The following is a 24,535-nucleotide window of genomic DNA, read 5'->3' on the forward strand; positions in this document are numbered from 1 at the left end:
GCAGCCCCGCTGGGGCGGCGTTGGAACTGGTTTGGGAGGAGCCTGTTATGAATGCGGAAAATCTTTTGTCATTTGAGGACATCCCCACGCTGGAGCGTGAGCAGATTCAAAGGAACGCAGCGGTGATTCCGGTGCAGGCCGGTTCGCTGAATGTATCAAAGGTTGCAAAAAAATACCATATTCTTGCGGTTGCGCAGGGGTGTGTGCGGGTTTATTTGCTGGCAGAAGATGGCAAAGAAATTACGCTTTGCCGGATGACACAAGGGTCGTTTTGCGAGTACATACCGGAAACTTTCAGCGTGGAAGCTCCACAGTATGAAGTCTTGTGCCAGGCAGAGCCAAACACAGCGCTTTTCTGTATTCCGGCACACCTGCACCGCTGCCTGATGAATGCCTCGGTGCCCTACTTGAAATGCCAGATGCACCTGCAGCGCAGGTGCTTTTCGCGGGTGATCGCACTGCTGAATGAAATGCTTTCCCGCCGGCTGGAAAGCCGCGTGGCGTCGTTCCTTTTGGAAGAAAGCCGTCTGCAGGGGACTGCGCACCTCAAGATTACCCATGAAATGATTGCTCGCCATTTAGGCAGCGCACGCGAAGTCATTACCCGCGTGCTGAAAGATTTGCAGAAAAGCGGTGCTTTAGCGCTTCACCGCGGTTCCATACAGTTAACAGATATCAAAAAATTGCAGGAAATCCTATAAACTCTCATTTGGCGGAGAAGACTTCACAAAGACGGATTACAAGCTGTGCATATTGCGCGCACAAAAAAGGAAAATCTAATTTATTTTTTGCATTTCGGAAAAATGAATCACCACTTCCCACAAATCGAAAGGGAAACAGCCATTTGCGTAACTTTGTTACATACAAATTAGCAAATTTGTGGTACGATATCTTTGTCACCAAGATACAACATCTGCCAGAAGTGCAGAACCTGTACAGCAAATTTGTAAAAGCAAAGCCGATGAGAATCGGTGACGCAAAGCTATAGGGCCCCTCACCAAGAGGCGGCAGCCAGTTGCCAAAACAGAAACGATTTTTTGTCGTTTTCATGTTTTGGCTTTTTTCTTGCTTATTTTCAACTGGAATAGGGGGTGGGCGGCGTATGAATCTGTGCAAAATCAAAAGAATGGGCGGCAGGCTGAAGCGCTTCCTTTGCATGACGCTGAGCCTTTCTGTCCTGTTCTGTACCGTGTCCGTTGCTTTCGCGGGCACTTCCGCCCATGCAGCCGATTCCGAATCAGAGCTGACACCGCTTTCGATTGCCGAGGGACTGGGCAATGCGCGCTATTTCGGCATTGTCGCCAACACCCTTTCAAATCCAAATAACTTGAATGTAGAAGCAAACTTGGCGGTACAAAATTTTACCGGCAGCTATGGGGAAGTCGGCAACACGCATAACTGGAGTCAGGACACCGGTTCTTCGGCAGGCTCCGCCGTTTTAAACCTTACAGTACCGAAAGGGAATTACGAATTTTGTGTTTATCAGGATGAAGCAGCAAAAACAGCGGTCGGGCAGCCATTCTGGGTGGAATCCACTCAAAAAGAGACCGTGCAGAAAACGATTACAGGGCTGAAGCCGGGACAAACGTATTATGTGTATTTGCTGCAGAATGGAACAGCGAATACAAAGGTCGGCACAAAGTTTCAGGTTGCGGCTGGCTCGGATTCGGAAAAGTATGCAAATATAAACTACATAGAAGACTTTGACGTCACAAATGGCACAACTCTAAAAGTGAAAGATATTTCTCAATCTTTACCCGGCAAAGTGTATTTCGGCAGTCAAGTGCAGTTGAACGGTCCCGACAATCCGGGTGGAAACAAAGGCTCTGCAGTTGACAAGAAGAGCAAGTGCTTTCTAGCAATCGACCAGCTTTCAGCTGTGACAAATGAAAAGTTTCCCGTTGAACTTGGTACAGAAAACGGTTCATTTGCAAAAAAAACTTTCGACCAATTAAATAGCCTGTCGCAAAAACTAAGCAAGGTGTCGGATTCCTCAAAGGATGCGGCAGTAAAGGTGCTGAATATAACGCCGGAATCTTCATGGCGGTGGGATGGTTCCGAAACTGTTTCTGCGGAGCAAGTCCATCAGGATTTTAATGAAGTGCTTAATTACTCTAACTGGAACGACCTCGCAAATGATGGTGTTTCTCTCGAAAACTCCCAGTATTTAGTAATCAATCTCCACCTGCCTGCGGGCTGCAGTTCCGTTGAACTGCCGCAGGTAACCATCGGCGGCATCAATGCGGGTTCCGGATACAACGCCATTGCCCGACGAATCTTGTGGAATTTCTGTACGGATTCGGGAAGCCTTTCTGGAAATTTGCAGATTTTATCATCTCCGCAGGCCGGCGTGTTGGGAACACTCCTTGCACCCGAGGCAAAAATCACCCTTCAGGATTGCGCTGTTACCGGTGCGGTGTATGCCAACACCGTCACAGTCCAATGCGGCGGCGGTTTAAAATGTGCGACATTTCAGGCCGGAAGCACAGCGGAAGCCGCGGTGACTGTGCCGGATCCAACCGTGCAGGTCACGTTCAACAAAACAGCGAAAATGCTTTCAGATGGTCGGACAGCCCAAATTACGCTAAGCCGTTCCGGCCGGATTCAGAACTACACGTCACAGCGAGATGCCGAAGTTATCATGATGATGGATCGTTCCACCAGTATGAAACTTTCGGTGGATGGAAAAAAGCACGCCAACGATACAAATTTACTGGATGATGTGGGAAATCCGGATTACAAAATATTTGCGAAGGATTCGAGGCTGGCACTGCTTCAGGGCGCGACACAAAACTTCTTAACAAAACTGACAGAGTGCAATTCCAAGCTATCACAAAATAAACAAATACCGGTGTCAGTTGGCACTTTTTGTTGGAGCAAAGATGCTATTAATGGGGATTCTAATTATTACAAAGATGACCCGATGAATACAGCGGATTATAATCTCATTCATAATTCGGATGGTACGAGGAATAAGGACTATGCTAAATACACACCGAAAGGAACAGCGTTTCAGGGGACTTTTTTGAACGCCTTTACAACTCCTGTAAGTGCCGCAGCGCAGGTTTCCAAAATTTATCCCGCCCCATATACCTGCCTGGACGCAGCGATTGATTTGGTGGCAGAAACGGTACAAGCGCACGCTAATGACGGTAAGCGAAAGTTTGTGATTTTTATTTCTGACGGGGAACCCAATGGACCGAATGTGAAAAATGCAAGTGCCGCGGCGCAGCGCATGAAAGAAAAAGGGCTTTCTGACCGCAGTGATACTTCCATTTACAGCGCCTTTATCGGCAGCAGTGAGGAAGGCGAAGCGACTATGAAAGCATTGGCCAGTCAACCGGAAAATTACTTGCTGGTTCAGGATGAAGACGGTTTAAACAATGTTTTTCAAAAGCTAGAAGAGGGTGTACTGTCTTATGCTTTTGATAACAGTACCACGGTGACCGATACGCTGCCGAATTATCTCATGCTGACAGATGCCCAACAGAAAGCCATCGAGCAGCAGGGCGGCACAGTTCAAGTGGATTCTAAGGGCCAGACCACCATTACATGGAAAAACTTATCCCTCAGCCAAGCTTCGCAAGACATTACATTTGAAGCAACTGCCAAGAGTGATTATTTTGCAAGTCCGGACGGGCAGACTGTGCCGACCAATGTGTCCGCATCGCTGACTTATACGGATCCGGTTACGAAGAACGTACAAACGAAAACAACCGATTCTCCACAGGTCACAATTTCCGGAACGGCTGCGCTTACCGGCGGGGAGCAGACGATTGCACGCGGCGAAAAAGTGGATTTAACGAGCCTGTCGGCATTCAAAAATTCCAACAAAGCGGTTTATGGTACGGGAGATGTGGCGGGCTTTACAACGACACCCGGTACCCTGACAGGCTTTACATGGGAAATTTTGGACACGGATAAAAAAACGGTTTTGGCAACATCAGAAAACGGGAAAAAGTGGAAAAATAAAAAGGGAAAGCAAGTCCAAGTTTCCCCGACAGAAACAACAACCTATTATTTACGCGTTTATAACAAAAACCTTTATAAAAACGCAAAGAGCTGTGTGGTGGAAAAAGACTTTGATCAGACGGTGCCGCTAAAAATTATGGTTCCGTGCACCGGCAGCATCACCATTCAAAAAACATTAAAAGAGGGAAAAGGAAGTCTGCAGAAAGCGTTTACCGTGCAAGTTCGCTGCGCTGAAAATGGATACGCAGTGGATTTGCCGCTGACGGCAGGAACAATAGGCGGCTTGCAGCTGTCTCATCTGCAGCCCGGTACTTATACCATTCATGAAGTGGTTCCGCAGGATTACCGGTTTGTCAGTGCACAGGGAGCCGACGCGGTTCAAGGCTCCGCCGATACCTATCAGGTAACAATTTCTGCGAAAAGTCTGGAACACACGGTGACGATTACCAATCAGTATCAGCCGCCGTCCTACTACCACGGCAGCGATTCCGTGAGCAATCTGTTCCAAACGGACAGTTCCCTTACGCAGGCTTCATAAAGCGCACAGCAACTGCAATTTGTGCGGGAAAGGTGGGTGAACACCAAGTTCATGACAATGCAGATAAAAAGGCACCTAAAAATTGTCGCGGCACTTTGTGCGGCAGTGGCTGTTTCTGCTGCAGCAGTGGGTTCTTCTTTTGCGTGGTTTTCAAAAAATGCGCAGCAAGCAAATACATTTCACGTTGCGGCGAGTCATGTATCTGTTACGGAAGTGTTCAATCCGCCCAAGGACTGGAAACCAGACGAACCGGTTACGAAAAAAGTTTCCTTTACAAATGACGGTCAAGTGGATGTATACATTCGCGTGCCGGCTCCTGCAGAAACCTGGACAGCCGCGGACGGCAGTTATTTAAGCAGCCAGTATCTCGGTGCAGATAAGAAAACGCATGATGTAGCGCAAAAGCACTTTACAAATGCATGGAATCAGCAGTGGGTGAAAAGCGGCGATTATTTTTATTACTGTAAGATACTGAAAGCCGGTGAAAAAACAGAAATCATTATGGATTCTGTTACCCTTGCAACCGATCTGCCGGATGTGAAAGCTTATGCAGATGCGCAGTATCAGCTGAAATTTACCGTGGAAAATGTGCAGGCGCTGCCGGAGGCGGCAAAGGAAGTCTGGCAAATGCAGCCGACAGTGGATTCGACGGGCAGCCTCACTTGGAGCCCAGCTCAGACTGCTTCAAAGAATGGATGAGAGCATGAAGAAAGCATTGAAAATTATATGGAACATTGTCTTTTATGCGGCAGTGATACTCGCTGTAGGAAGTGTGCTGCTATTCTCTATGAATAGCAATCCTAATAAATCCGTATTTGGGTACCGCTTTTACAACGTTTTGTCCGGCAGTATGACGCCGACCATCTATAAAGGCGATATGGTCTTTGTGAAAATGACAGCGCCGCAGGATGTCCGTGTGGGGGACATCGTAACGTATGCCGCCGCAAGTGACTCAAGCGGACAGACAGTGGTAACGCACCGTGTGACCGCCATTCAAAAAGCAAAGGGCAAACAACCCGTTTTTACCACAAAAGGAGATGCCAATCCGACGCCGGATCAGCCGGTTCAGGCGAGTCAGATTGTCGGCGTTGCTGTTGGAAAGCTGCGCTTTTTGGGTGGCATTTTAACGTTCATCAAGGAGCATTTTTTGGTTGTTTTGATATTCACAGCTGCGGTACTGCTGCTGATTGCCGGGCTACGCCTGATTTTCGGCAGACAGTCTCAGCCGCAGAGCTGAATAAATAAATTTGCATGCAAAAAATTTAAGAACAAGTCTTTGAAAATTGAAAGGAGAAACACAATGAACGAAATCAACACCAATGAGCAGCAGACAGCGACACAGGTTGTGCGCAAAAAATCTGCTAAGAAGAAAGTCCTGGGGGCTGCGGCCATCCTTTGCGCACTGGGTCTGCTGGGCGGTACGTTTGCCTGGTTCAGCAAGACCGAATCCAAGGATAACGTTTTTTCAACCGATACGTTTAACACCAGCCTGGTGGATATCTACAATCCGGTTCCGGTGACACCCGGCGCAGAAATCAGCAAGCAGGTGGGCGCTGTCAACAACGGACAGAGCAAGGTGGTTGTGCGCATTAAACTGACCGAAAAGCTACAGACGCTTGTTGGTGACGACACAAACGGCCCGACGATTACGAAGTCTGCTTCCGCAACTGCCGGTGCGAATCAGGTTCCGGTTTACTACAGTGAATCAGCTTGGAAATCGCTTGCGGAAGGTTATACAGAAGCAACAGCGCTTAGTAAAGACACCCTGCACGTTTTTACGCAGGAAATCACGAATAAAGATGGAAAAAACATCGGTACAGGCTATCTTGCATACAACGAAACCAAGGACGGCAAGCAGGTCGTTGATTATACGCCCGCCAAAGAAGATGGGCAAGACGCTCAAGTAACCTATGAATTCTATACACAAAACACAGCAGCTGCTCCGACAACGGTTTCCTATGACAGTGCGACCAAGAAGATCACGAATATTGACAGTCATGTCAATTTGGCCCTTGACACCGATGACTGGACTTATCAAGACGGCTATTTCTACTATAACAAAGTATTGACACCTGGTCAGAGAACGCCCAATTTGCTTTCTGAAGTGAAGTTCGATAATGATCTCGGCAATGCATTTGAAGGCGCTACATATACGCTGACCCCGACACTGGAAGTCACCCAGGCAAACGAAGAAGCTGTAAAGGATATTTTCAAAGTTGCACCGACCTTTAATACCGACGGCACAGTTACTTACGCACAAGCAACTGCCAATGAAGATAAGGCTGCCAATCAAGCTGTAGCACCGACACAGGAAAATACCAATCAGGTTGCTGACAATCAGAATGCAGACGCTTCCGCGCAAACGGATACAAAAGCAGAAGACAAGAACGATCAATCCGCAGCGGTACAGGATGCGCAAGATACAGCAGCTGCAGACAAAAATGCAGCTGCAGATAACAACAATGCGCAGCAAACAAATACCGAATCTGTAAAAGCAACTACTGACAAATAAACACGGTTGTTTGTCATTTCGATAGCATCTCGCAGGAAAGGAGGGGAGAATAATCTGGAAAAAACTGATGGCAGGACTTGTTTCCTGCGCGGTTCTGTTGGGCAGTACTTCTGCGGTATTTGCAGAAAGCTACTTTTCGCCCATTCAGCCGCAGATTATTGACGCCAACAGCGACGTGACCGGTTTGATCATTACGGACGAAAAGCCCGGCTGCTTTGCCAGCCAGAACAAACTGGTGCCCGGCGATACGATTCAGGGCGTTTACAAAATTCAGAACACTTCCAGTCACGATGCGTATCAGTTGTATCTGTACGCGGAATCCCCCTCCGGAAGCGGTGCGCAGGCGCAGGATCTAATCCATCGCATGACGCTGACACTGACCTTGGACGGAAAAGAAGTTTACAACGGTACGGCAGACGGTGCCAAGGACAGCCGAGGCCGAACTATGCTGCGCCCGCAGGGCGCTGTGCAGGCAGGTACGTATTTAAATTTAGGCACGATAATTCGCGGCAGTTCGCATACGCTGAAAGCGCGGTTTCGCCTGCCCGGCTCGCTGGACAATCGCTATCAGAATACGACAGGCAGCATTCGCTGGGTCTTTTATGCGGAAGCGAACGATTCGTCTAAAACTTCTTCGAACCCATCGCGGCCGGATTCGTCGCCAACCCCAGCTCCCTCCACACCGGCAAGTAATGGCACCGGCAGCGTTCCCGGCGGTTCTCCCGGCACCACTTCGGATACGTCTTCGGGTTCGTCGGGGAGCGGTTCCACACCTGCTTCTCCTGATGGTCCGGAGCCGGAGTCCAGCGTTGACACCAGCCATGGAAACGGAGGCGGCGTTTCATCCGACCAGTCGGCAGGCTCTTCGCCGAGCGGCAGTTTGCCGACCGGTTCGCACACAGGCGGTTCAGATAACACGCCGGGCAGCGGTGGAAACAATCCGCTTCAGACCTTTTTTAAAACCGGCGATGATGCACCGATTGCAGCTGCTTTGGCCGTCTTTGTTTCCGCAGAGGCGGTGGTGGTTCTTCTGCTCAGACGGCGCAAAAAGCATTCGTAAGCAGAGAAACCCGTTTTAGATGTTACTCAGCAAAAAAGCCTTTTCGACTGCAGAATTTTTTCTGTGGCGAAAAGGCTTTTTGATTTTTTTCCTCTTTCGCGTACAGCCATGTGTGGAAGTGAATCGGGAAAATATAGAATTTGAAACCAGAATTTTGATGGAGAGGGCTTTCGCTTTCCAACGTTTTAAGAATAGCAACCCAATATTCATGAATTGTTAATTAAATCAATACAGGAAATATAGTAAAATGAAAAGGTCAAAATATAGGTACAAAAAGGACGGATTTAGTTGTTTGGGTACATCAGGCCGAAAAAGCCGGAACTGCTGGTACGCGAATATGAAGCTTACCGAAGCGTTTACTGCGGTGTCTGCAAAACGCTGGGCAGGCGCTATGGCGTGGTTTCCCGGCTGGCATTGAGCTATGACAGCACCTTTTACGCGATGCTGCTGCTTTCCTTGCACGATGTCTGTCCGAATTTTCAGCGAAAGCGCTGTGTGGCAAATCCGCTGAAAAAGTGTACATTCTGCGTGGGTGTGGAGCCAGATCTGCAGCAGGCGGCGGCATTGTGCGTGTTGCTCACTGTGCAAAAGCTTCGTGATGACCGCCAGGACAAGGGGCGGTGGTCCCGTTTGCGGGCGCGGCTGCTGCTTCCGCTTACGCACCGTGCCTACCGCAAGGCGGCGGCAGACTACCCCTGGATGGCGCAAGAGGCCGGTGCGTGTATAGCAGCACAGGCTAAGGCGGAAACACCGGAGTCGGATTTGGACACCTGCGCGGCACCCAGCGCGGAAATGCTTGCAAAAATTTTTGCGCACGAAGCAGGGGAAGACTCCGCACAGCACAGAATCCTGTGGGAAACGGGATATTTTCTCGGACGCTGGATTTACCTGATAGATGCGGCGGATGACCTGCAGAAGGACGCCGCAAGCGGGGACTTCAACTGGTTTGTCCGGCAGTACGGCGTTACGGCGGACAGCACAGAGGAAGCGCTTTCCGAGGCACGCGGCAAAGCAAATGGTTGTTTAAACCTGACTATGTCGCGCTTGGGTGCCGCCTTTGAATTATTGGAGATGAAAAACTTTGCTCCAGTTCTGCGCAACATCGTAGAACAGGGGCTTCCAGACATACAAAAACAGCTGCTTTTTAAGAAGGAGACAAAATAAATGGCAGATCCGTATCAGGTTTTGGGTGTATCCCCGAATGCAACCGATGATGAAGTCAAAACAGCCTATCGCAACCTCGCAAAGAAGTATCATCCCGATAATTACGCGGACAGTCCATTGGCGGATTTGGCTGGCGAGAAAATGAAGGAAGTCAACGAGGCTTATGACACTATTATGAGCCAGCGGAAAAACCGCACACAGGGAAATCCCTTTGGCGGCAACCCGTTTACAGGCAATCCATATCAGGGCGGTTACGCTGGCCCGCAGCGCAATGCGGCATCCGGCTTTGCTGACGTGCGTTCCTATATTTTAAACGGTCGGATTGCCGATGCGGAACAGATTCTGGACGGCGTTCCGGGGGAAAGCCGCAATGGGGAGTGGTACTTCCTGAAAGGAACAATTCTGTATCGGCAGGGACGTTTGGAGCAGGCAGCCTCTTACCTCGGCAGAGCTTGTCAAATGGAGCCTGGCAACATGGAGTACCGCGCGGCGTTTAACCAGATAGGCAGCCAGCGCAGCGGCTACTACGGCGGCTATGATCCCATGATGCGAAACGGCAACGACAGCATGAACCAGGCTTGCGACTGTTGCGGCAATCTAATTTGCGCGGATGCCTGCTGCGAGTGCTTCGGTGGCAACCTAATTCCCTGTATCGGCTGCCGCTGACAGCGAGGAGGGAACGGATTGAAGCAGAATCATACCTTAAAACTTGCTTTTTGCGGCATCACTACCGCGCTGGCATTGCTGTTTATCTGCCTTGGCGGTCTGATACCGGTGATGACGTATGCCATGCCTGCGCTGGCAGGGGTCATGCTGATTCCGGTGGTTGCGGAACTGGGGGTTTCCTGGGCTTGGCCAGTTTTTGCAGCTTCTGCGCTGTTGGGGGCGCTGCTGGGCCCGGATAAAGACGCGGCGGCAATTTATATTTTGTTTTTCGGTTATTACCCGATTGTCAAGGCTGTGATTGAGCGGCATCTGCACCGCCGCAGCGTGCAGCTTCTGGTAAAGCTGCTTTTGTTCAATGCGGCGATGGCAGCTGCCTTTGCCGTCAGTGTATATCTCTTGGCGGTTCCACTGACGGCTTTTTCAATTGCGGGGGTTTCGCTGCCGGGAGTTTTGCTGTTGCTTGGCAACGTTGTTTTTCTGGTTTATGATTACGCAGTAAACGGTGTGGTGCTATTCTATTTTCACCGCTTGCACGGGTTGATTCACAAATGGTTATTTTCCGGGTTCTAAAAACTGAAAAACGGATTTTTTGCATAACAGGAGCTGCCGCAAGCCATTTTTATCGTTTTGCGGCGGCTCCTGCTTTTGCTTCTTCCCTTTAATGCATTCCATTGATGCCGTAAAAAAATAAAGAAAAACGCTGATTTTGCAGGTAAAAGCCTGCTTTGATTCCTGCATAAGCGGGAAAAACAAATAGAGAAAATCGGGCATATTTCCTGAAATTTTTTTTTAGAAACGGCCTTTTCAAAGTAAAATGCAGGATTCGCAGTTTTTGCTTGCTTTTTGGGCATTGAAGCCTTAAACTGGTTAGCGGGAGTTGATACAATGAATGATTTTCTAACGACGCGGATTCAGGAAAAAATGGGTTCTTTCTCAAAAGGACAGCGTCTGATAGCCAATTATATTATGGAGCATTACGACAAAGTGGCGTTTATGACAGCGTCGCGCCTGGGCACTACGGTTGGTGTCAGCGAGTCGACAGTGGTGCGCTTCGCTACTGAAATCGGTTATGCCGGTTATCCGGAACTGCAGCGCGCCATGCAGGAAATGATTCGCAGTAAGTTGACCATTGTGCAGCGCATGGAAGTTACGCGCGAGCGCATCGGCTCCAGCGATATTTTGGATGCTGTGCTGGGGCAGGACAGCGACATCATTCGCCGCACCATGGAGTATACCTCTCATAAGGACTTTTACATGGCGGTGGATGCCATTCTTTCCTCTCGCAAAGTTTACATTTTGGGAGCGCGCAGCTGCCAGGCGCTGGCTTCCTTTCTGGCATATTACTGCGGGCTGCTGCTGGAAGACGTGATGCTGCTGCAGGCAACCAGCGAAGCGGAGATTTTTCAGCAGCTGATTCATCTCAACGCACAGGACGTAGTGATTGGCATCAGCTTTCCGCGGTATTCCCGAAAAGCGGCAAAAGCCATGCAGTTTGCACACGACTGTGGTGCAAAGGTGGTGGCGATTACCGATACATCGGTTTCGCCGCTCGCACAGTATGCGGACTATGCGTTGCTTGCCCGCAGTGATATTGCCGCCATTGTCGATTCACTTGTGGCGCCGCTGAGCCTGATTGACGCGCTCATTGTGACGCTTTCACTTAAAAAGCAGGCAAGCATGGATCAGACCTTTGACCGTCTTGAGCAGATTTGGGATGAATATCATGTTTACGAAAAAGTAGACGCGAAAGCAGAGGATGATATAGCCTATGCAGAAACCTGACGTAATCGTGGTTGGTGCCGGCGCAGCGGGGCTGCTGGCAGCCGGTACGGCGGCTCACCGCGGGCTAAGTGTCTGGCTCATCGAAAAAAATGCACAGGCAGGCAAGAAACTGGAGATTACCGGTAAAGGGCGCTGCAATGTGACCAATGCCTGCTCAATACAGACGTTTTTGGAAAATGTGCCAACCAATCCACGCTTTTTATATGGCGCGCTCAGCCGGTTTTCGCCGGAAGACACCATGGCGTTTTTTGAAAGTCTGGGTGTTCCGCTCAAAACCGAACGTGGCCGCAGGGTGTTTCCGCAGTCTGATAAGGCAGATGACATTGTGCAGGCGCTGACCGGCTGGGTGCAAAACGGAGGCGTTAGCGTTCTGCGCGGCAGTGCCGCCAAGCTGCTGCTGCGTGCAGGAAAGGCTGCAGGCGTTCGCCTTTCGGACGGCAGAGAAGTTGAAGCCGGTCAGGTAATTCTTTGCTGCGGCGGTGCGTCTTATCCGGCAACCGGTTCCACCGGAGCAGGTTACAAGCTGGCAGCAGAAGTGGGTCACACCGTGACGCCGCTCTATCCGTCTTTGGTGCCACTAACTTGTGAGGGGGACACGTGTCGGGAACTGATGGGGCTTTCCCTGCGCAATGTTGCCTGCAGATTTTATGATTGTGAAAAGAAGAAATATGTGCATGAGGAATTCGGGGAAATGCTGTTTACACATTTTGGCGTTTCCGGGCCGATTATTCTCAGTGCGAGTGCCCACCTGCGCGGAATGAAGCAGGGGCGGTACCGCATGGAAATCGACCTGAAACCGGCGTTGAGTCCTGAAAAGCTGGATGCACGTCTGGTTCGCGACTGGAGTGAACGTGCCAGCCGCTCCTTTTCCAATTCCCTGACGGCGCTGCTGCCGCACAAGCTGATTCCAGTTGCCGTGCGGCGATCCGGCATCGTTCCGCAGACCAAGTGCAGCGAGATTACGCGCGTGCAGCGCCGCGCTTTCGGAGAACTGCTGAAAAACTTTTCCTTTTCTATAACAGGCTTCCGCCCTTTGGAAGAGGCAATTGTAACAAGCGGCGGTGTTTCTGTAAAAGAGGTGGATCCCAAAACTATGCAGTCCAAAAAGGTGTCGGGGCTGTATTTTGCTGGAGAATTGCTGGATGTAGATGCCTATACAGGCGGTTATAACCTGCAGATTGCGTTTTCTACCGGCAGACTGGCAGGAGAAAGTGTGCAGCCTTTGGAATGATACGGCGAAAAGCGCAGTGAAACCTGCAAAAACCATTTCTTTTTTTGCGCGGTTGTAGTATACTAAATTGTATATGCGGCGTGCCGGCTTCTGTGAAAAAGGCGCACGCAATTCGTTGTATCGGAGGCTTGTTCATGATCCACATTGCGATTGACGGTCCGGCCGGGGCCGGAAAGAGCACCATCGCACGCCGAATCGCGGCGCAGATTGGCTTTATTTACGTGGACACCGGCGCGCTGTACCGCGCAGTTGCGCGATATGTGCTGTGTGCCGGTGTTCGTCCGGAGGATGCACCAGCGGTGACTGCATTGCTGCCGCAGATCGAACTTTCCCTGCGGTTCCAAAATGGGGTGCAGAAAGTTTGTCTGAATGGGGAGGATGTTTCGGAGGCAATCCGCACGCCGGAGGTCAGCATGGCGGCATCCGGCGTTTCTGCAATCCCTGCGGTCAGGGAGTTTTTGTTTGGTTTGCAGCAGAAAATTGCGCAGGAAAACAACGTGATTATGGATGGACGCGATATCGGCACAGTGGTGCTGCCAGACGCGCAGCTTAAGCTTTTTCTGACCGCTTCCGCTGAGGATCGCGCGCACCGTCGCTTTGAAGAACTGTGTGCAAAGGGTCAGAAAGCAGATTATGCACAGGTGCTTGCGGATATCCGCCGCCGAGACGAGCAAGATATTCGCCGAAAAACCGCGCCCCTCAAACAGGCGGAGGATGCCGTGAAAGTGGACACGTCCGGCAATACGCTGGAACAGAGCATTGCGCTTCTGCGCGGGATTATCCGTGAAAAGCTCGGTCTGTAAACAGCGGAGAAAGGACGAAAGCTTTTATGAAAATGACACCCATGTATCGGCTGGCAAAAGTTGTGCCGCAATGGTTTGTGCGGCCGATTCTGCCGAATCATGTAGAGGGGCGAGAAAACCTTCCGAAACGCAGCGCGGCGATTATTTGCGTTAACCATATGCGGAACTCAGACGCTGTCCGAATGTTTTTTTCCTGCCACCGTCAGATTTTCTTTCTGGGCAAGTCGGAACTGTTTGAGAATCCGTTTTTGGGATGGGTGCTGCGGAATGTCGGCGTCATTCCGGTGCAGCGCGGTCACGGGGATGTCGGCGCCATCAGTGTTGCAGGGCAGCATTTGGAGCAGGGGGACTTGCTCGGCGTTTTCATCGAGGGAACACGCAGTAAAGATGGCAGCTTCGGTCAGCCAAAAGCCGGTGCGGCGATGCTGGCGTGGCGCTACCAGGTACCGGTGATTCCGTGCTGCATCACAGCAAAAGACGGCAGACTTCCCAAAGTGTTTGAAAAGTGCCGCATAACCTACGGCAAGCCGATTTCACCGGCAGATTTGGGGCTGCAAAGCGGCAAAAGCAGTGAATTCCGCAGTGCGAGCCGACTGATTATGGATAAAATCAAGGAAATCCGGGAAGCAGATCTGCAGGAGTTCCACTCATGAAACGACCTTGCGCCCTGCTGCGATTTCTGTATCAGTTTGTACTGCGTCTGGCTACGCCAATTGGGCTGCTGCTTTTGCGTGTTCGTTTCCGCGGCCTTGCAAATGTTCCGAAAAAGGGGCCATATATTCTGTGCAGCAATCATCGCTGCGTTCTGGATCCGTTTACCATCGCCATGGGAATCCCGCAGCATTTGTACTATATGGCGAAAAGCGAACTTTTTACGAACCACGGCTCAGTGGCAGCAGCGCTGCTGCGAGCGGTTGGGGCGTTTCCTGTGCATCGGGACAGCGCGGATTTGCAGAGCCTGCATACGGCAGAGGCGATTTTGAAGCGCGGAGATTCGCTTGGCATCTTTCCGCAGGGTCGGGTTGTGTTTGACAACACGCCGTTTCGCCCGAAGTCGGGGGCGGTTTTGCTTGCTGCCCGTACAGGGATGCCGATTCTGCCGGTTTCCATTTGGTGCGAGGGTCCATGGAAATTTGGCAAACGGGTCACGGTGCGCATAGGGTCACTGCTGCCTGCCAAGACTTTTTCGGGGGCGGACAAGGATCGTCGTTTATTGCGCCGTTGTGCCGCATTGCTGGCGGACCAAATCAATCACCAACTGGAAAAGGGGCACGCATCTTGAAAATTAAAGTCGCAAAGTCCGCTGGATTCTGCTTTGGTGTTAACCGTGCGGTTACTCTGGTTAAAAATCTGCTGAAAGACGGAAAGCAGGTTTGCACCCTCGGCCCGATTATTCACAATCCGCAGACGCTCGCGCACTTGGAAGCGCTCGGCGCACAGGTGGTAGAACAGCCGGAGCAGGCCCCTGCGGGTAGCACACTGGTGATCCGCAGCCACGGGGTTTCCCGCAGTGTGGAAGACCGCATCCGCCGTCTGCCTGTGGTGTGCGCGGATGCCACCTGCCCGTTCGTGGAAAAAATCCATCGGATTGTTGCACAAGAAGGGCAGACAGGCAGCACGATTCTGATTGCCGGAAATCCAGCGCATCCGGAGGTACAGGGAATTTTGGGGCACTGCGCAGGGCCAGCCTATGTGTTTTCTTCGGCAGAGGAACTGCAAAATTCGATTGCCATGTGGAATTTTCCACAGAAAACTGCTATATCCGTTGTTGCACAAACCACATTTAGTGTTGCAGAATGGCGAAATTGTCTACAAATCCTGAAAAGGGTATATACAAACGTCAAAATTTTTGATACAATATGTAATGCGACTGCGAGTCGACAATCAGAGGCAGAGTCTCTAGCTTTGGCTTGTGATGCCATGGTTGTTCTCGGCGGTCGGCAGAGTTCCAATACGGCCAAGCTTTATGAAGTGTGCAGTAGGCACACGCGGACCATTTTTGCACAGTCTGCGGCCGAAATTTCCCGCGAAGATGTCGCGGGTGTGCATCATTTAGGTATTACTGCCGGTGCCTCCACACCGGCAAGCATAATAAAGGAGGTACTAGTTACCATGGCAGAAATCAATGAGGGCGTGCGCAGCCCGGAGACCGCAGACAGCGGTGACAACTTTGCAGAGATGCTCGAGGAATCTCTGAAAAGTTTAAATACAGACGAAAAGGTTCACGGCGTTGTTGTTGGCATCACCCCGACCGAAGTTCTGGTGGATGTCGGCCGTAAGCAGTCCGGCTTCGTCCCGCTTTCCGAGTTGACCGCAGACCCCGGTGCCAAGACAGAGGATTTGGTGAAAATCGGCGATGAGATGGATTTGCTCATCATGCGCACAAACGATCAGGAAGGCACCATTATGCTTTCCAAGCGCCGTCTGGATGCAGCCAAGGGCTGGGATGAGGTCGTTGCGGCCGAAGAAAATCAGGAGATTCTCACCGGCACAGTTGTCGAAGTCGTAAAGGGTGGCGTCATTGCGGTTACCAAGGGCGTCCGCGTTTTCATCCCGGCTTCTCAGGCAACTGCTTCCCGCAGCGATCCTCTGGATGCTTTGCTGAAAAAAGAAGTCAAGTTCCGCATTATCGAAGTGAACCGCGGCCGTCGGCGCGCAGTAGGCTCCATCCGTTCCGTACTGAAGGACGAGCAGAAGAAACTGGCTGAAAAATTCTGGGAAACTGCGGAAGAAGGCAAGGAGTACGACGGTGTTGTCAAGTCTCTGACTTCTTACGGCGCATTTGTTGATTTGGGCGGTATTGACGGCATGATCCATATCAGTGAGCTTTCCTGGACGCGCATTAAGCATCCGAGTGAAATCGTGAATGTCGGGGACAAGGTGCATGTGTACATTAAGGGTTTGGATCACGAAAAGGGCAAAATCTCCTTGGGCTACAAGCGTCCGGAAGACAGCCCGTGGGAAGTTCTGAAGCGGGACTATCCGGTTGGCACAGTTGTGGAAGCAACCGTTGTGGGTATGACCACTTTTGGCGCATTTGCACGCATTATTCCCGGTATCGACGGCTTGATCCATATTTCACAGATTGCGGATCACCGCATTGAAAAGCCGCAGGATGAGCTGCAGATGGGGCAGACTGTGAAAGCAGTCATTACGGATATCGACTTTGACCGTCACCGTGTCAGCCTGTCAATCCGTCAGCTGCTGGAAAGCGGCGAACTGTCCGAAACAGCCGACGAGTCTGCTGAATAATTTTGAGAACATTCAAGCGCGCAAAGAGACCCTCGGTTTCTTTGCGCGCTTTTCTATGATGCCTTTTGGGAACCATTTTCTCATTTTCTGCTATACTGGTGTCAGGCAGTGAATCTCTTCAGAGGAAAATGGGGTGAACGTATGCGCAGACACTACCGCGGCCGTCCGGTTGCGTGGGGACCGCTTGTGCTGGTTGCGGCGCTGTTATTGGGATTTTTGGGCTTGGACATTTCCATCAAGCCCTACATGAATACCGTTGCGGCTTACGAAGCGAAAAATTATGCGGTACAGACTGTGTATGCAGCTGTGCAGAATGAACTCGCTGCAAAAAGCGTAAGCTACGAACATCTGGTAAACATCACTCGCAGCAGCGACGGTGCTGTGCAGTCGATCAGCAGCGATGTGGAAGCGCAGAATACCCTGCAGACGCAGCTGACGCAGACGGTGCAAAAAGCAATTCGCAGTCAGTCGCATACAACTGTGTGGATTCCTGCCGGCACGCTGACCGGCAGTTCGCTCCTGCACGGGCGCGGACCCGGCCTACCCCTGAAAATTACACTGTCCGGTGCGGTGCAGACACAGCTGAAAAGTACCTTTGATAGTGCCGGCGTCAACCAAACCCGGCATCGCTTGTTTTTGCAGGTGACGGTTTCCCTGTATACGTATATGATCGGGAAAGATGTGAGCCAACAGGTGGCGGTGGAAGTCCCGGTGGCGGAAACGGTGATTGTCGGGGAGGTTCCCAGCATTGCGCTGTCCAAGTATACCGGTCAGACCACCAGCTGATTAGAAAAATTCGGTACTTGAAAAGTACGGAACGAGAGGAACGATATGCAGCAGGAAGAAGCAAAAAAGCGCATTTTGGAGCTGCGCAAACAAATTCAGTATCATAACCAAAAATACTATGTGGAAGACGCGCCGGAAATCGATGATTTCGAGTATGATATGCTGTACCGCGAACTGCAGAATCTGGAGGCGGCATTTCCGCAGTTTGTGGTGCCGAATTCGCCAACCCAGAAAGTTGGCGGCGCACCTCTGGCGCAGTTCAGCAAGGTACGGCATGAGGTTGTGATGGAAAGCCTGCACGATTCCTTTTCCCATGAGGAACTGCGGGAATTTGACCGGCGTGTACGGGAAGCGGTCGGGGATGTCACCTATGTGGTAGAACCGAAGTTTGATGGTCTGTCGGTTTCTCTGGAGTATCGTGACGGTGTCTTTACACGCGGCTCCACCCGCGGTGACGGTACCGTCGGGGAGGATGTTACAGAAAACCTGCGCACCATTCGCACCATTCCCAAAAAGCTGAAAGAGCCGGTTCCGTTTTTGGAAGTGCGCGGCGAAGTATATATGTCACATGAAAGCTTTTTTAAGCTGTGTGCGCAACAGGAGCTGGCAGGAGAGAAGCCATTTAAGAATCCGCGGAATGCCGCTGCAGGCTCCCTGCGGCAAAAGGACAGTCGCGTTACAGCTTCCCGCGTCCTGGATATTTTTGTTTTTAATGTGCAGCAGATTAGCGGCGACGTCCTAAGCAGCCATGAAGAAGCGCTGGACTATCTGAAGCGCCTGGGCTTCACGGTTTCGCCGTTTTATACCGCTTGCCGCACAATCGATGAAGCAATTCGGGAAGTGGAGCGCATTGGTGAAATGCGCGGTAGTCTGGGGTATTCTATCGACGGTGCAGTCATCAAGGTGAATCGCTTTTCGCAGCGGCAGGAATTGGGCAGCACCGCAAAATTCCCTAAATGGGCGGAAGCGTTTAAATATCCGCCGGAAGAAAAGGAAACAAAGCTGCTGCGCATTGAGGTGAATGTCGGCAGGACCGGTGTCTTGACACCGACCGGCGTTTTTGAACCGGTCACTCTGGCGGGCACAACGGTCAGCCGCGCGACTCTGCACAATCAGGACTTCATTTCGGAAAAAGATATTCGCGTCGGTGACGTGGTGAAGTTGCGAAAAGCCGGCGAGATTATTCCCGAAGTAGTTTGCGTGGTTTCGCACGCAGACCATGCGGAGCCGTACCGTTTGCCGGAAACGTGCCCGTCCTGCGGCGGCCCGGTCATACGGGAAGAGGGCGAGTCCGCCGTGCGCTGTACCAACGCGGCGTGTCCGGCACAGCTTGCCCGCCATCTGATTCATTTTGTCAGCCGCGATGCCATGGACATCGACAACTGCGGGCCGGCTGTTTTGGAACAGCTTATTGCGCAGGGGTTGGTGCATTCTCCGGCTGACCTGTATCATTTGACCCTGCCGCAGTTGACCCGGATGGAGCGCATGGGTGAAAAGTCGGCGCAGAACCTGCTGGACGGCATTGCGCGCAGCAGGCAGAATGACCTTTCGCGCTTGCTTTTTGCCATGGGAATTCCCCATATCGGGCAAAAGGCAGCCAAACTGCTGGCGGCACGCTTCGGGAACATGACAAATATTTTTGAAGCCACTGCTGCGGATATTGCCGCGATCGACGGTTACGGAAGCATTATGGCGGAAAGCGTGCAGGAATTTTTCAGCTTGACAGCAACCGCAGAACTGGTGGCACAACTACGTGATGCCGGTGTCAATATGGAAAGCAGCCTGCAGGTGACGGACAGCCGCTTTGCCGGAAAAACATTTGTGCTGACCGGAACACTTTCACACCGAACACGCACAGAAGCTACGGCTCTGATTGAACAGTTTGGCGGCAAAGTGACCGGCAGCGTCAGCAAGAAGACTAGCTATGTGCTTGCCGGCGAGGCAGCTGGCAGTAAACTGGACAAGGCACAGAAGCTGGGGGTTCCCGTCCTTACGGAAGCTGACTTTGAGGTGCTGCTGCAGCCCTAAAAACAAAGAATACAGAAAAGAAGGAGATTTTTATGCTTACAAGCAAACAGCGCGCTTATCTGCGCAGCCTTTCCAACTCTCTGGATACCATTTTGATGGTGGGCAAGGGTGGCCTTTCTTCTGACATCGCACATCAGGCAGACACCGCTTTAGAAAAGCGGGAGCTGATAAAAGGCCGTGTTCTGCCGGAGACCTGCCCGGTTTCCTCCCGCGAAGCGGCTGAAACTTTGGCGCAAGAAACTTGTTCTGAAGTGGTGCAGGTCATTGGTTCCCGCTTTGTTTTATACAGAAAAAACCAAAAAGAACCGAAAATCACTCTTCCCAAAGCGTCAAAAAAGTAATACAATAGAATTTGTATAGCAGTTTGTCTTAAAATTTCGGGAAACGGGAGGGACGCAATGGATAAAATATTGGTGTATGGCGGTACGTTCAATCCGATTCACAACGGACACCTGCATTTGGCTGCCTCTTTTGAAAAAATCACCGGGGCGCAGCGTGTTCTGTTGGTTCCCACTCGCGTTCCCCCGCATAAGCAGGCAAAAGAGCTTGCCTGCGAAGAGGACAGGCTTGCAATGTGCCGGCTGGCGGTCAAACCGTTTGGCTGGCGTGTCAGTGATTTAGAAATACGCCGAGAGTCTCCCAGCTACACTGCAGACACACTGGAACAGCTGTCAGCGCTTTACCCGAAGGCAAGGCTTTACTTTTTGACGGGCGAGGATATGTTTATGACGCTTTTGTCATGGTATGACCCCATCCGCATTTTGCGTTCGGCGACCATCTGTGCCGCGCCGCGCAGCACATCCGGTCTTGCGCAGATGCTTGCTTATGCTGTGAAAATCCGGCAGGCAGGCGGAGAAGCATTGGTGCGGGATGTTTCCTACCTGCCGGTGTCTTCCACACAGGTGCGCCGGGCAGTGCGGGAAAAGCAGACGGTGCACACACTGGTACCGCCTGCGGTGGAGTCTTACATCGCACAGCATTCTTTGTATGGGGAGCCTGATTGATGGATATTACAGAGTACAGAAGAATTATTCGCCCTTTACTGGGGGATTACCGTTTTCACCATTCCGTATGTGTGAGTGAAGCTGCCTGTGAGTTGGCCCGGCAGTATGGTGCGGATGAAGACAAAGCGCAGCTTGCGGGCATCCTGCATGATATCATGAAAGATATTCCGCATGATGAGCAGCTTGGCCGGATGCGTGAATATGGCGTGACGCTCACAGAAGTGGAACTGCACGCGCCAAAGTTATGGCACGCCATGCTGGGTGCGGCTTATCTGCACCGCGTGCTGGGAATCAGCGACCCTGAGGTGCTGGATGCGGTTCGGTACCACACAACCGGGCGTGCGCACATGACGCTGATGGATAAAATTATTTTTACCGCTGACTTCATTTCGGCAGACCGCACATACAGCGGCGTAAAGCAGTTCCGCAAAATGGCAAAGGAAAGCTTGGAAAAAGTCATGCACGCAGAGCTTGCCTATACCATTGAAAGTCTGGCGAAAGATGGTGTGCCGATTCATCCGGATACTCTGGCGGCATACAATGAATGTTCCCTGGAAATGATTACAACGAAGAAAGGCTGATTGCATGGAACCGAAAGAACTGGCTGTAAAGGCCGTGAAAATTCTTGATCAAAAAAAAGCAAAGGCTCTGAAGTTAATTGGCATCACGCAGGTTTCCAGTTTGGCGGATTATTTCGTCCTGGCCACCGGCACCAGCAGCACCCATGTGAAGGCGCTGGCAGATGAGGTGGAATTTCAGCTGAAAGAAGCAGGTACCGCCCCGAACCATACGGAGGGCTACCGCAGCAATTCCTGGATTCTGCTGGACTACGGCACCGTGATTGTTCATGTCTTTACCAAAGAGGCACGCGAATTTTACGATTTAGACCGTATGTGGCAGGATGGGGAAGCCATAGATATCTCTGCGCTGCTGACAGAGGAATAAATATTCGGGAAGTTTTTAGGAATAGAGGGTTAGAGCATGAAATACGACCATAATGCAATCGAAAAAAAGTGGCAGAATGCCTGGGAAAAGGCCGGCGTCTTTCACGCGGAAAACAACAGTAAAAAACCGAAGTACTTTGCTTTGGTGGAGTTTCCGTATCCATCGGGTCAGGGGCTGCATGTGGGCCATCCGCGCCCGTATACTGCGCTGGATATTGTGGCTCGCAAACGCCGCCTGCAGGGGTATAATGTTCTGTACCCAATCGGTTGGGATGCCTTTGGTCTGCCAACGGAAAACTATGCTATTAAGAACCACGTGCACCCGGCACAGGTGACAAAGAAAAACATCGCACATTTTAAAGAGCAGATTCAGAGCTTGGGAATTTCCTTTGACTGGAGCCGCGAAATCAACACCACTGATCCGGATTACTACAAATGGACACAGTGGATTTTTCTGCAGCTTTTCAAAAAAGGCCTTGCCTACAAAAAGGAAATGAACGTTAACTGGTGCACCGGCTGCAAATGCGTGCTGGCAAATGAAGAAGTGGTGGAGGGTGTCTGCGAGCGCTGCGGCAGCCCGGTCATTCACAAAGAGAAAAGCCAGTGGATGCTGAAGATTACGGACTATGCACAGAAGCTGATTGACGGTTTGGATGAAGTCGACTATCCCGAACGAGTAAAAGCACAGCAGAAAAACTGGATTGGACGCAGTGAGGGCGCTGAGGTGGACTTTCAGACAACGGCGGGGGATGCGCTGACCGTTTACACCACGCGCCCCGACACCCTTTTTGGCGCTACCTATATGGTAATCGCCCCGGAGCATCCTTACATTGAGCGCTGGGCAGACCAGCTTTCCAATTTGGCGGAAGTTCGCGATTATCAGGCAAAGGCCGCGCGCAAAAGCGAATTTGAGCGTGCCGAAGTTGCCAAGGAAAAAACCGGTGTCCGTCTGGACGGTGTCTGTGCGGTAAATCCGGTAAATGGCAAACAGATTCCGATTTTTATTTCTGACTATGTGCTGATGACGTACGGTACCGGCGCCATTATGGCAGTACCGGCACACGACACACGCGACTGGGAGTTTGCACACAAATTCCAATTGCCGGTGATTGAAGTCGTCAAGGGCGGCAATGTGGAAAAAGAAGCCTTTACCGACTGCGCGTCCGGTGTGATGGTGAACTCCGGCTTTTTAGACGGCTTGACCGTGGAAGAAGCCAAGGTGAAAATCAAAGCATATATAGAGGAGAAAGACTTTGGTCATAAAAAAATAAACTATAAACTGCGTGACTGGGTCTTTGCCCGCCAGCGTTACTGGGGCGAACCGATTCCAATCGTGCACTGTGAAAAATGCGGCTATGTGCCGCTGCCGGAGGACCAGCTGCCGCTGCGCCTGCCTGAAGTAAAAAGCTATGAGCCTACAGACGACGGCGAGTCTCCGCTTGCAAAAATGACAGACTGGGTAAATACCATCTGCCCGCACTGCGGCGGCCCTGCGAAACGGGAAACAGACACCATGCCGCAGTGGGCAGGCTCCTCCTGGTACTTCCTGCGCTACACCGATCCGCACAACGACAAGGCATTTGCAAGCAAAGAAGCACTGGACTACTGGCTGCCGGTGGATTGGTACAACGGCGGCATGGAGCATACGACCCTGCATTTGCTGTACAGCCGTTTCTGGCACAAATTCCTGTACGATATCGGTGAGGTGCCGACACCGGAACCTTACGCCAAGCGGACAAGCCATGGTATGATTCTTGGCGAAAACGGCGAAAAAATGAGCAAATCTCGCGGCAATGTGGTGAATCCGGATGATGTGGTTCGGGAGTACGGCGCCGACACGCTTCGTCTGTATGAAATGTTTATCGGCGACTTTGAGAAAGCTGCTCCGTGGAATACGTCCAGTATGCGCGGCTGCCGTCGCTTTATTGAGCGTTACTTTGCCCTGCAGGATATTCTGACAGCAAAAGAGCAGATTCGCCCGGAGCTGGAAAGTGCGTTCCATAAAACCATTAAAAAAGTCAGCGAGGATATTGAAAATCTGAAGTTTAATACAGCGATTGCCGCCTTGATGTCCCTGCTCAACGAGGTTGCCGCCACCGGTGCTGTCACAAAAGAGGAACTGCGGATCTTTACGCTGCTGCTGAACCCATTTGCTCCGCACGTGACAGAAGAGGTATGGGCGCTGCAGCAGTTTGGCAGCGGCATGGCGTGTCAGCAAACATGGCCTGCTTATGAGGAAGCAAAGTGTGTCGATGCGACGGCGCAGATTGTGGTGCAGGTAAATGGAAAGGTCCGTGCGCGTATTTCGCTGCCTGCGCAGAGTGAGAAGGCGGTAGTGCTTTCTGCTGCGAAGGCGAATGAAAAAATTGCTGCGGAAATCGCAGACAAAACTCTTGTAAAAGAAATTTACGTTCCCGGAAAACTAGTCAATCTGGTCGTGAAGGGATGAAACTAAAAAAGAACTGGTTCTCTGCTTCTGCTAGGGAACCGGTTCTTTTTATGTGCTGTTTCTCAAGTACCAAACAGCCGCGGCAAGTAAAATCTGTAAAAATATAAGAGCGGGAATCCCCACCATGAACTTGGCGTGCTTGGTTTTGTGACGAATGCACCGCATGGTGAGGTACATGGCCACACTGCCACCGAGTGCCGCAAACAGAAGCAGGGTGCGTTCGGGTGTTCGTCGCCGCCTGCAGACAGCCGCGCGTTTGTCATGTACCGTTAGCCAAACCGAAAGCAGGCTGATTCCGGCAAAATAGCACACTGAAATTTTCCAGAAAAATGACATTTTGCGCT

Annotated in this window: 23 protein-coding genes and 1 riboswitch; of the genes, 22 read left to right on the forward strand and 1 reads right to left on the reverse strand. The window is 51.3% G+C overall.

Going from position 1 to position 24,535, the window contains the following annotated elements:
- The first annotated feature begins 47 nt into the window (after positions 1 to 47).
- The 22 genes from PXC00_RS06510 to leuS all read left to right on the forward strand — a co-directional run bounded on the left by PXC00_RS06510 (position 48) and on the right by leuS (position 24,191).
- Positions 48 to 701 carry a Crp/Fnr family transcriptional regulator gene (locus PXC00_RS06510; protein WP_275846073.1) on the forward strand — a complete coding sequence of 218 codons (654 nt, stop codon included), beginning with the start codon at positions 48 to 50 and terminating at the stop codon, positions 699 to 701.
- A gap of 240 nt (positions 702 to 941) precedes the next feature.
- Positions 942 to 1,023, forward strand: a riboswitch (cyclic di-GMP riboswitch).
- A gap of 79 nt (positions 1,024 to 1,102) precedes the next feature.
- A complete protein-coding gene (locus tag PXC00_RS06515; protein ID WP_316935172.1) occupies positions 1,103 to 4,510 on the forward strand; it encodes a VWA domain-containing protein in 3,408 nt (1,135 codons plus the stop codon).
- A gap of 51 nt (positions 4,511 to 4,561) precedes the next feature.
- Positions 4,562 to 5,209, forward strand: a complete 648-nt coding sequence (locus PXC00_RS06520; RefSeq protein WP_316935173.1) for a BsaA family SipW-dependent biofilm matrix protein — start codon at positions 4,562 to 4,564, stop codon at positions 5,207 to 5,209.
- A gap of 4 nt (positions 5,210 to 5,213) precedes the next feature.
- Positions 5,214 to 5,747, forward strand: a complete 534-nt coding sequence (locus tag PXC00_RS06525) for a signal peptidase I (protein ID WP_275846070.1) — start codon at positions 5,214 to 5,216, stop codon at positions 5,745 to 5,747.
- A gap of 63 nt (positions 5,748 to 5,810) precedes the next feature.
- A complete protein-coding gene (locus tag PXC00_RS06530) occupies positions 5,811 to 7,022 on the forward strand; it encodes a BsaA family SipW-dependent biofilm matrix protein (protein ID WP_275846069.1) in 1,212 nt (403 codons plus the stop codon).
- A 67-nt stretch (positions 7,023 to 7,089) separates the two neighbouring features.
- A complete protein-coding gene (locus PXC00_RS06535) occupies positions 7,090 to 8,082 on the forward strand; it encodes a hypothetical protein (RefSeq protein WP_275846068.1) in 993 nt (330 codons plus the stop codon).
- A gap of 288 nt (positions 8,083 to 8,370) precedes the next feature.
- A complete protein-coding gene (locus PXC00_RS06540; protein WP_275846067.1) occupies positions 8,371 to 9,246 on the forward strand; it encodes a DUF5685 family protein in 876 nt (291 codons plus the stop codon).
- Positions 9,247 to 9,912 (forward strand): J domain-containing protein, encoded by a 666-nt coding sequence (locus tag PXC00_RS06545; RefSeq protein ID WP_275846066.1) that lies wholly within the window; start codon positions 9,247 to 9,249, stop codon positions 9,910 to 9,912.
- A gap of 18 nt (positions 9,913 to 9,930) precedes the next feature.
- Positions 9,931 to 10,482, forward strand: a complete 552-nt coding sequence (locus PXC00_RS06550; protein WP_275846065.1) for a hypothetical protein — start codon at positions 9,931 to 9,933, stop codon at positions 10,480 to 10,482.
- A 315-nt stretch (positions 10,483 to 10,797) separates the two neighbouring features.
- On the forward strand, positions 10,798 to 11,694 hold the full coding sequence (locus tag PXC00_RS06555) for a MurR/RpiR family transcriptional regulator (protein ID WP_275846064.1): 897 nt from the start codon (positions 10,798 to 10,800) through the stop codon (positions 11,692 to 11,694).
- Entirely contained in the window at positions 11,681 to 12,925 is a 1,245-nt protein-coding gene (locus tag PXC00_RS06560; protein WP_275846063.1) for a BaiN/RdsA family NAD(P)/FAD-dependent oxidoreductase, read from the forward strand. The genes PXC00_RS06555 and PXC00_RS06560 overlap by 14 nt, the downstream gene beginning before the upstream one ends.
- 134 nt (positions 12,926 to 13,059) lie before the next feature.
- Complete coding sequence (gene cmk / locus PXC00_RS06565; protein WP_275846062.1) at positions 13,060 to 13,728, forward strand: (d)CMP kinase; 669 nt, start codon at positions 13,060 to 13,062, stop codon at positions 13,726 to 13,728.
- Between the two features lie 26 nt (positions 13,729 to 13,754).
- Positions 13,755 to 14,381 carry a lysophospholipid acyltransferase family protein gene (locus PXC00_RS06570; protein ID WP_275846061.1) on the forward strand — a complete coding sequence of 209 codons (627 nt, stop codon included), beginning with the start codon at positions 13,755 to 13,757 and terminating at the stop codon, positions 14,379 to 14,381.
- Positions 14,378 to 15,010: a lysophospholipid acyltransferase family protein gene (locus PXC00_RS06575; protein WP_275846060.1), complete on the forward strand. Its 633-nt coding sequence runs from the start codon at positions 14,378 to 14,380 to the stop codon at positions 15,008 to 15,010. Before PXC00_RS06570 ends, PXC00_RS06575 begins: the two co-directional genes overlap by 4 nt.
- The gene (locus tag PXC00_RS06580; protein ID WP_316935175.1) at positions 15,007 to 16,980 is read left to right on the forward strand and encodes a bifunctional 4-hydroxy-3-methylbut-2-enyl diphosphate reductase/30S ribosomal protein S1; all 1,974 of its coding nucleotides are present in this window, start codon (positions 15,007 to 15,009) and stop codon (positions 16,978 to 16,980) included. The genes PXC00_RS06575 and PXC00_RS06580 overlap by 4 nt, the downstream gene beginning before the upstream one ends.
- A 141-nt stretch (positions 16,981 to 17,121) precedes the next feature.
- On the forward strand, positions 17,122 to 17,766 hold the full coding sequence (gene yunB / locus PXC00_RS06585) for a sporulation protein YunB (RefSeq protein ID WP_275846058.1): 645 nt from the start codon (positions 17,122 to 17,124) through the stop codon (positions 17,764 to 17,766).
- 45 nt (positions 17,767 to 17,811) lie between these two features.
- Positions 17,812 to 19,794, forward strand: a complete 1,983-nt coding sequence (ligA, locus tag PXC00_RS06590) for an NAD-dependent DNA ligase LigA (protein WP_275846057.1) — start codon at positions 17,812 to 17,814, stop codon at positions 19,792 to 19,794.
- A gap of 32 nt (positions 19,795 to 19,826) precedes the next feature.
- Positions 19,827 to 20,135 (forward strand): YhbY family RNA-binding protein, encoded by a 309-nt coding sequence (locus PXC00_RS06595; protein WP_275846056.1) that lies wholly within the window; start codon positions 19,827 to 19,829, stop codon positions 20,133 to 20,135.
- 57 nt (positions 20,136 to 20,192) lie between these two features.
- On the forward strand, positions 20,193 to 20,798 hold the full coding sequence (gene nadD, locus PXC00_RS06600) for a nicotinate (nicotinamide) nucleotide adenylyltransferase (protein ID WP_275846055.1): 606 nt from the start codon (positions 20,193 to 20,195) through the stop codon (positions 20,796 to 20,798).
- The gene (gene yqeK / locus PXC00_RS06605) at positions 20,798 to 21,379 is read left to right on the forward strand and encodes a bis(5'-nucleosyl)-tetraphosphatase (symmetrical) YqeK (protein ID WP_275846054.1); all 582 of its coding nucleotides are present in this window, start codon (positions 20,798 to 20,800) and stop codon (positions 21,377 to 21,379) included. The genes nadD and yqeK overlap by 1 nt, the downstream gene beginning before the upstream one ends.
- 4 nt (positions 21,380 to 21,383) lie before the next feature.
- Positions 21,384 to 21,743, forward strand: a complete 360-nt coding sequence (gene rsfS, locus PXC00_RS06610; RefSeq protein WP_275846053.1) for a ribosome silencing factor — start codon at positions 21,384 to 21,386, stop codon at positions 21,741 to 21,743.
- Positions 21,744 to 21,779: 36 nt separating this feature from the next.
- A complete protein-coding gene (gene leuS / locus PXC00_RS06615; protein WP_275846052.1) occupies positions 21,780 to 24,191 on the forward strand; it encodes a leucine--tRNA ligase in 2,412 nt (803 codons plus the stop codon).
- Between the two features lie 48 nt (positions 24,192 to 24,239).
- Here leuS and PXC00_RS06620 read toward each other — a convergent pair whose 3' ends face one another.
- Positions 24,240 to 24,527, reverse strand: coding sequence for a DUF1294 domain-containing protein (locus PXC00_RS06620; protein WP_275846051.1), 288 nt, complete (start codon positions 24,525 to 24,527; stop codon positions 24,240 to 24,242).
- Positions 24,528 to 24,535 lie beyond the last annotated feature (8 nt).

This window comes from Caproicibacterium argilliputei (genome assembly GCF_029211325.2).
Lineage (GTDB): Bacteria > Bacillota > Clostridia > Oscillospirales > Acutalibacteraceae > Caproicibacterium > Caproicibacterium argilliputei.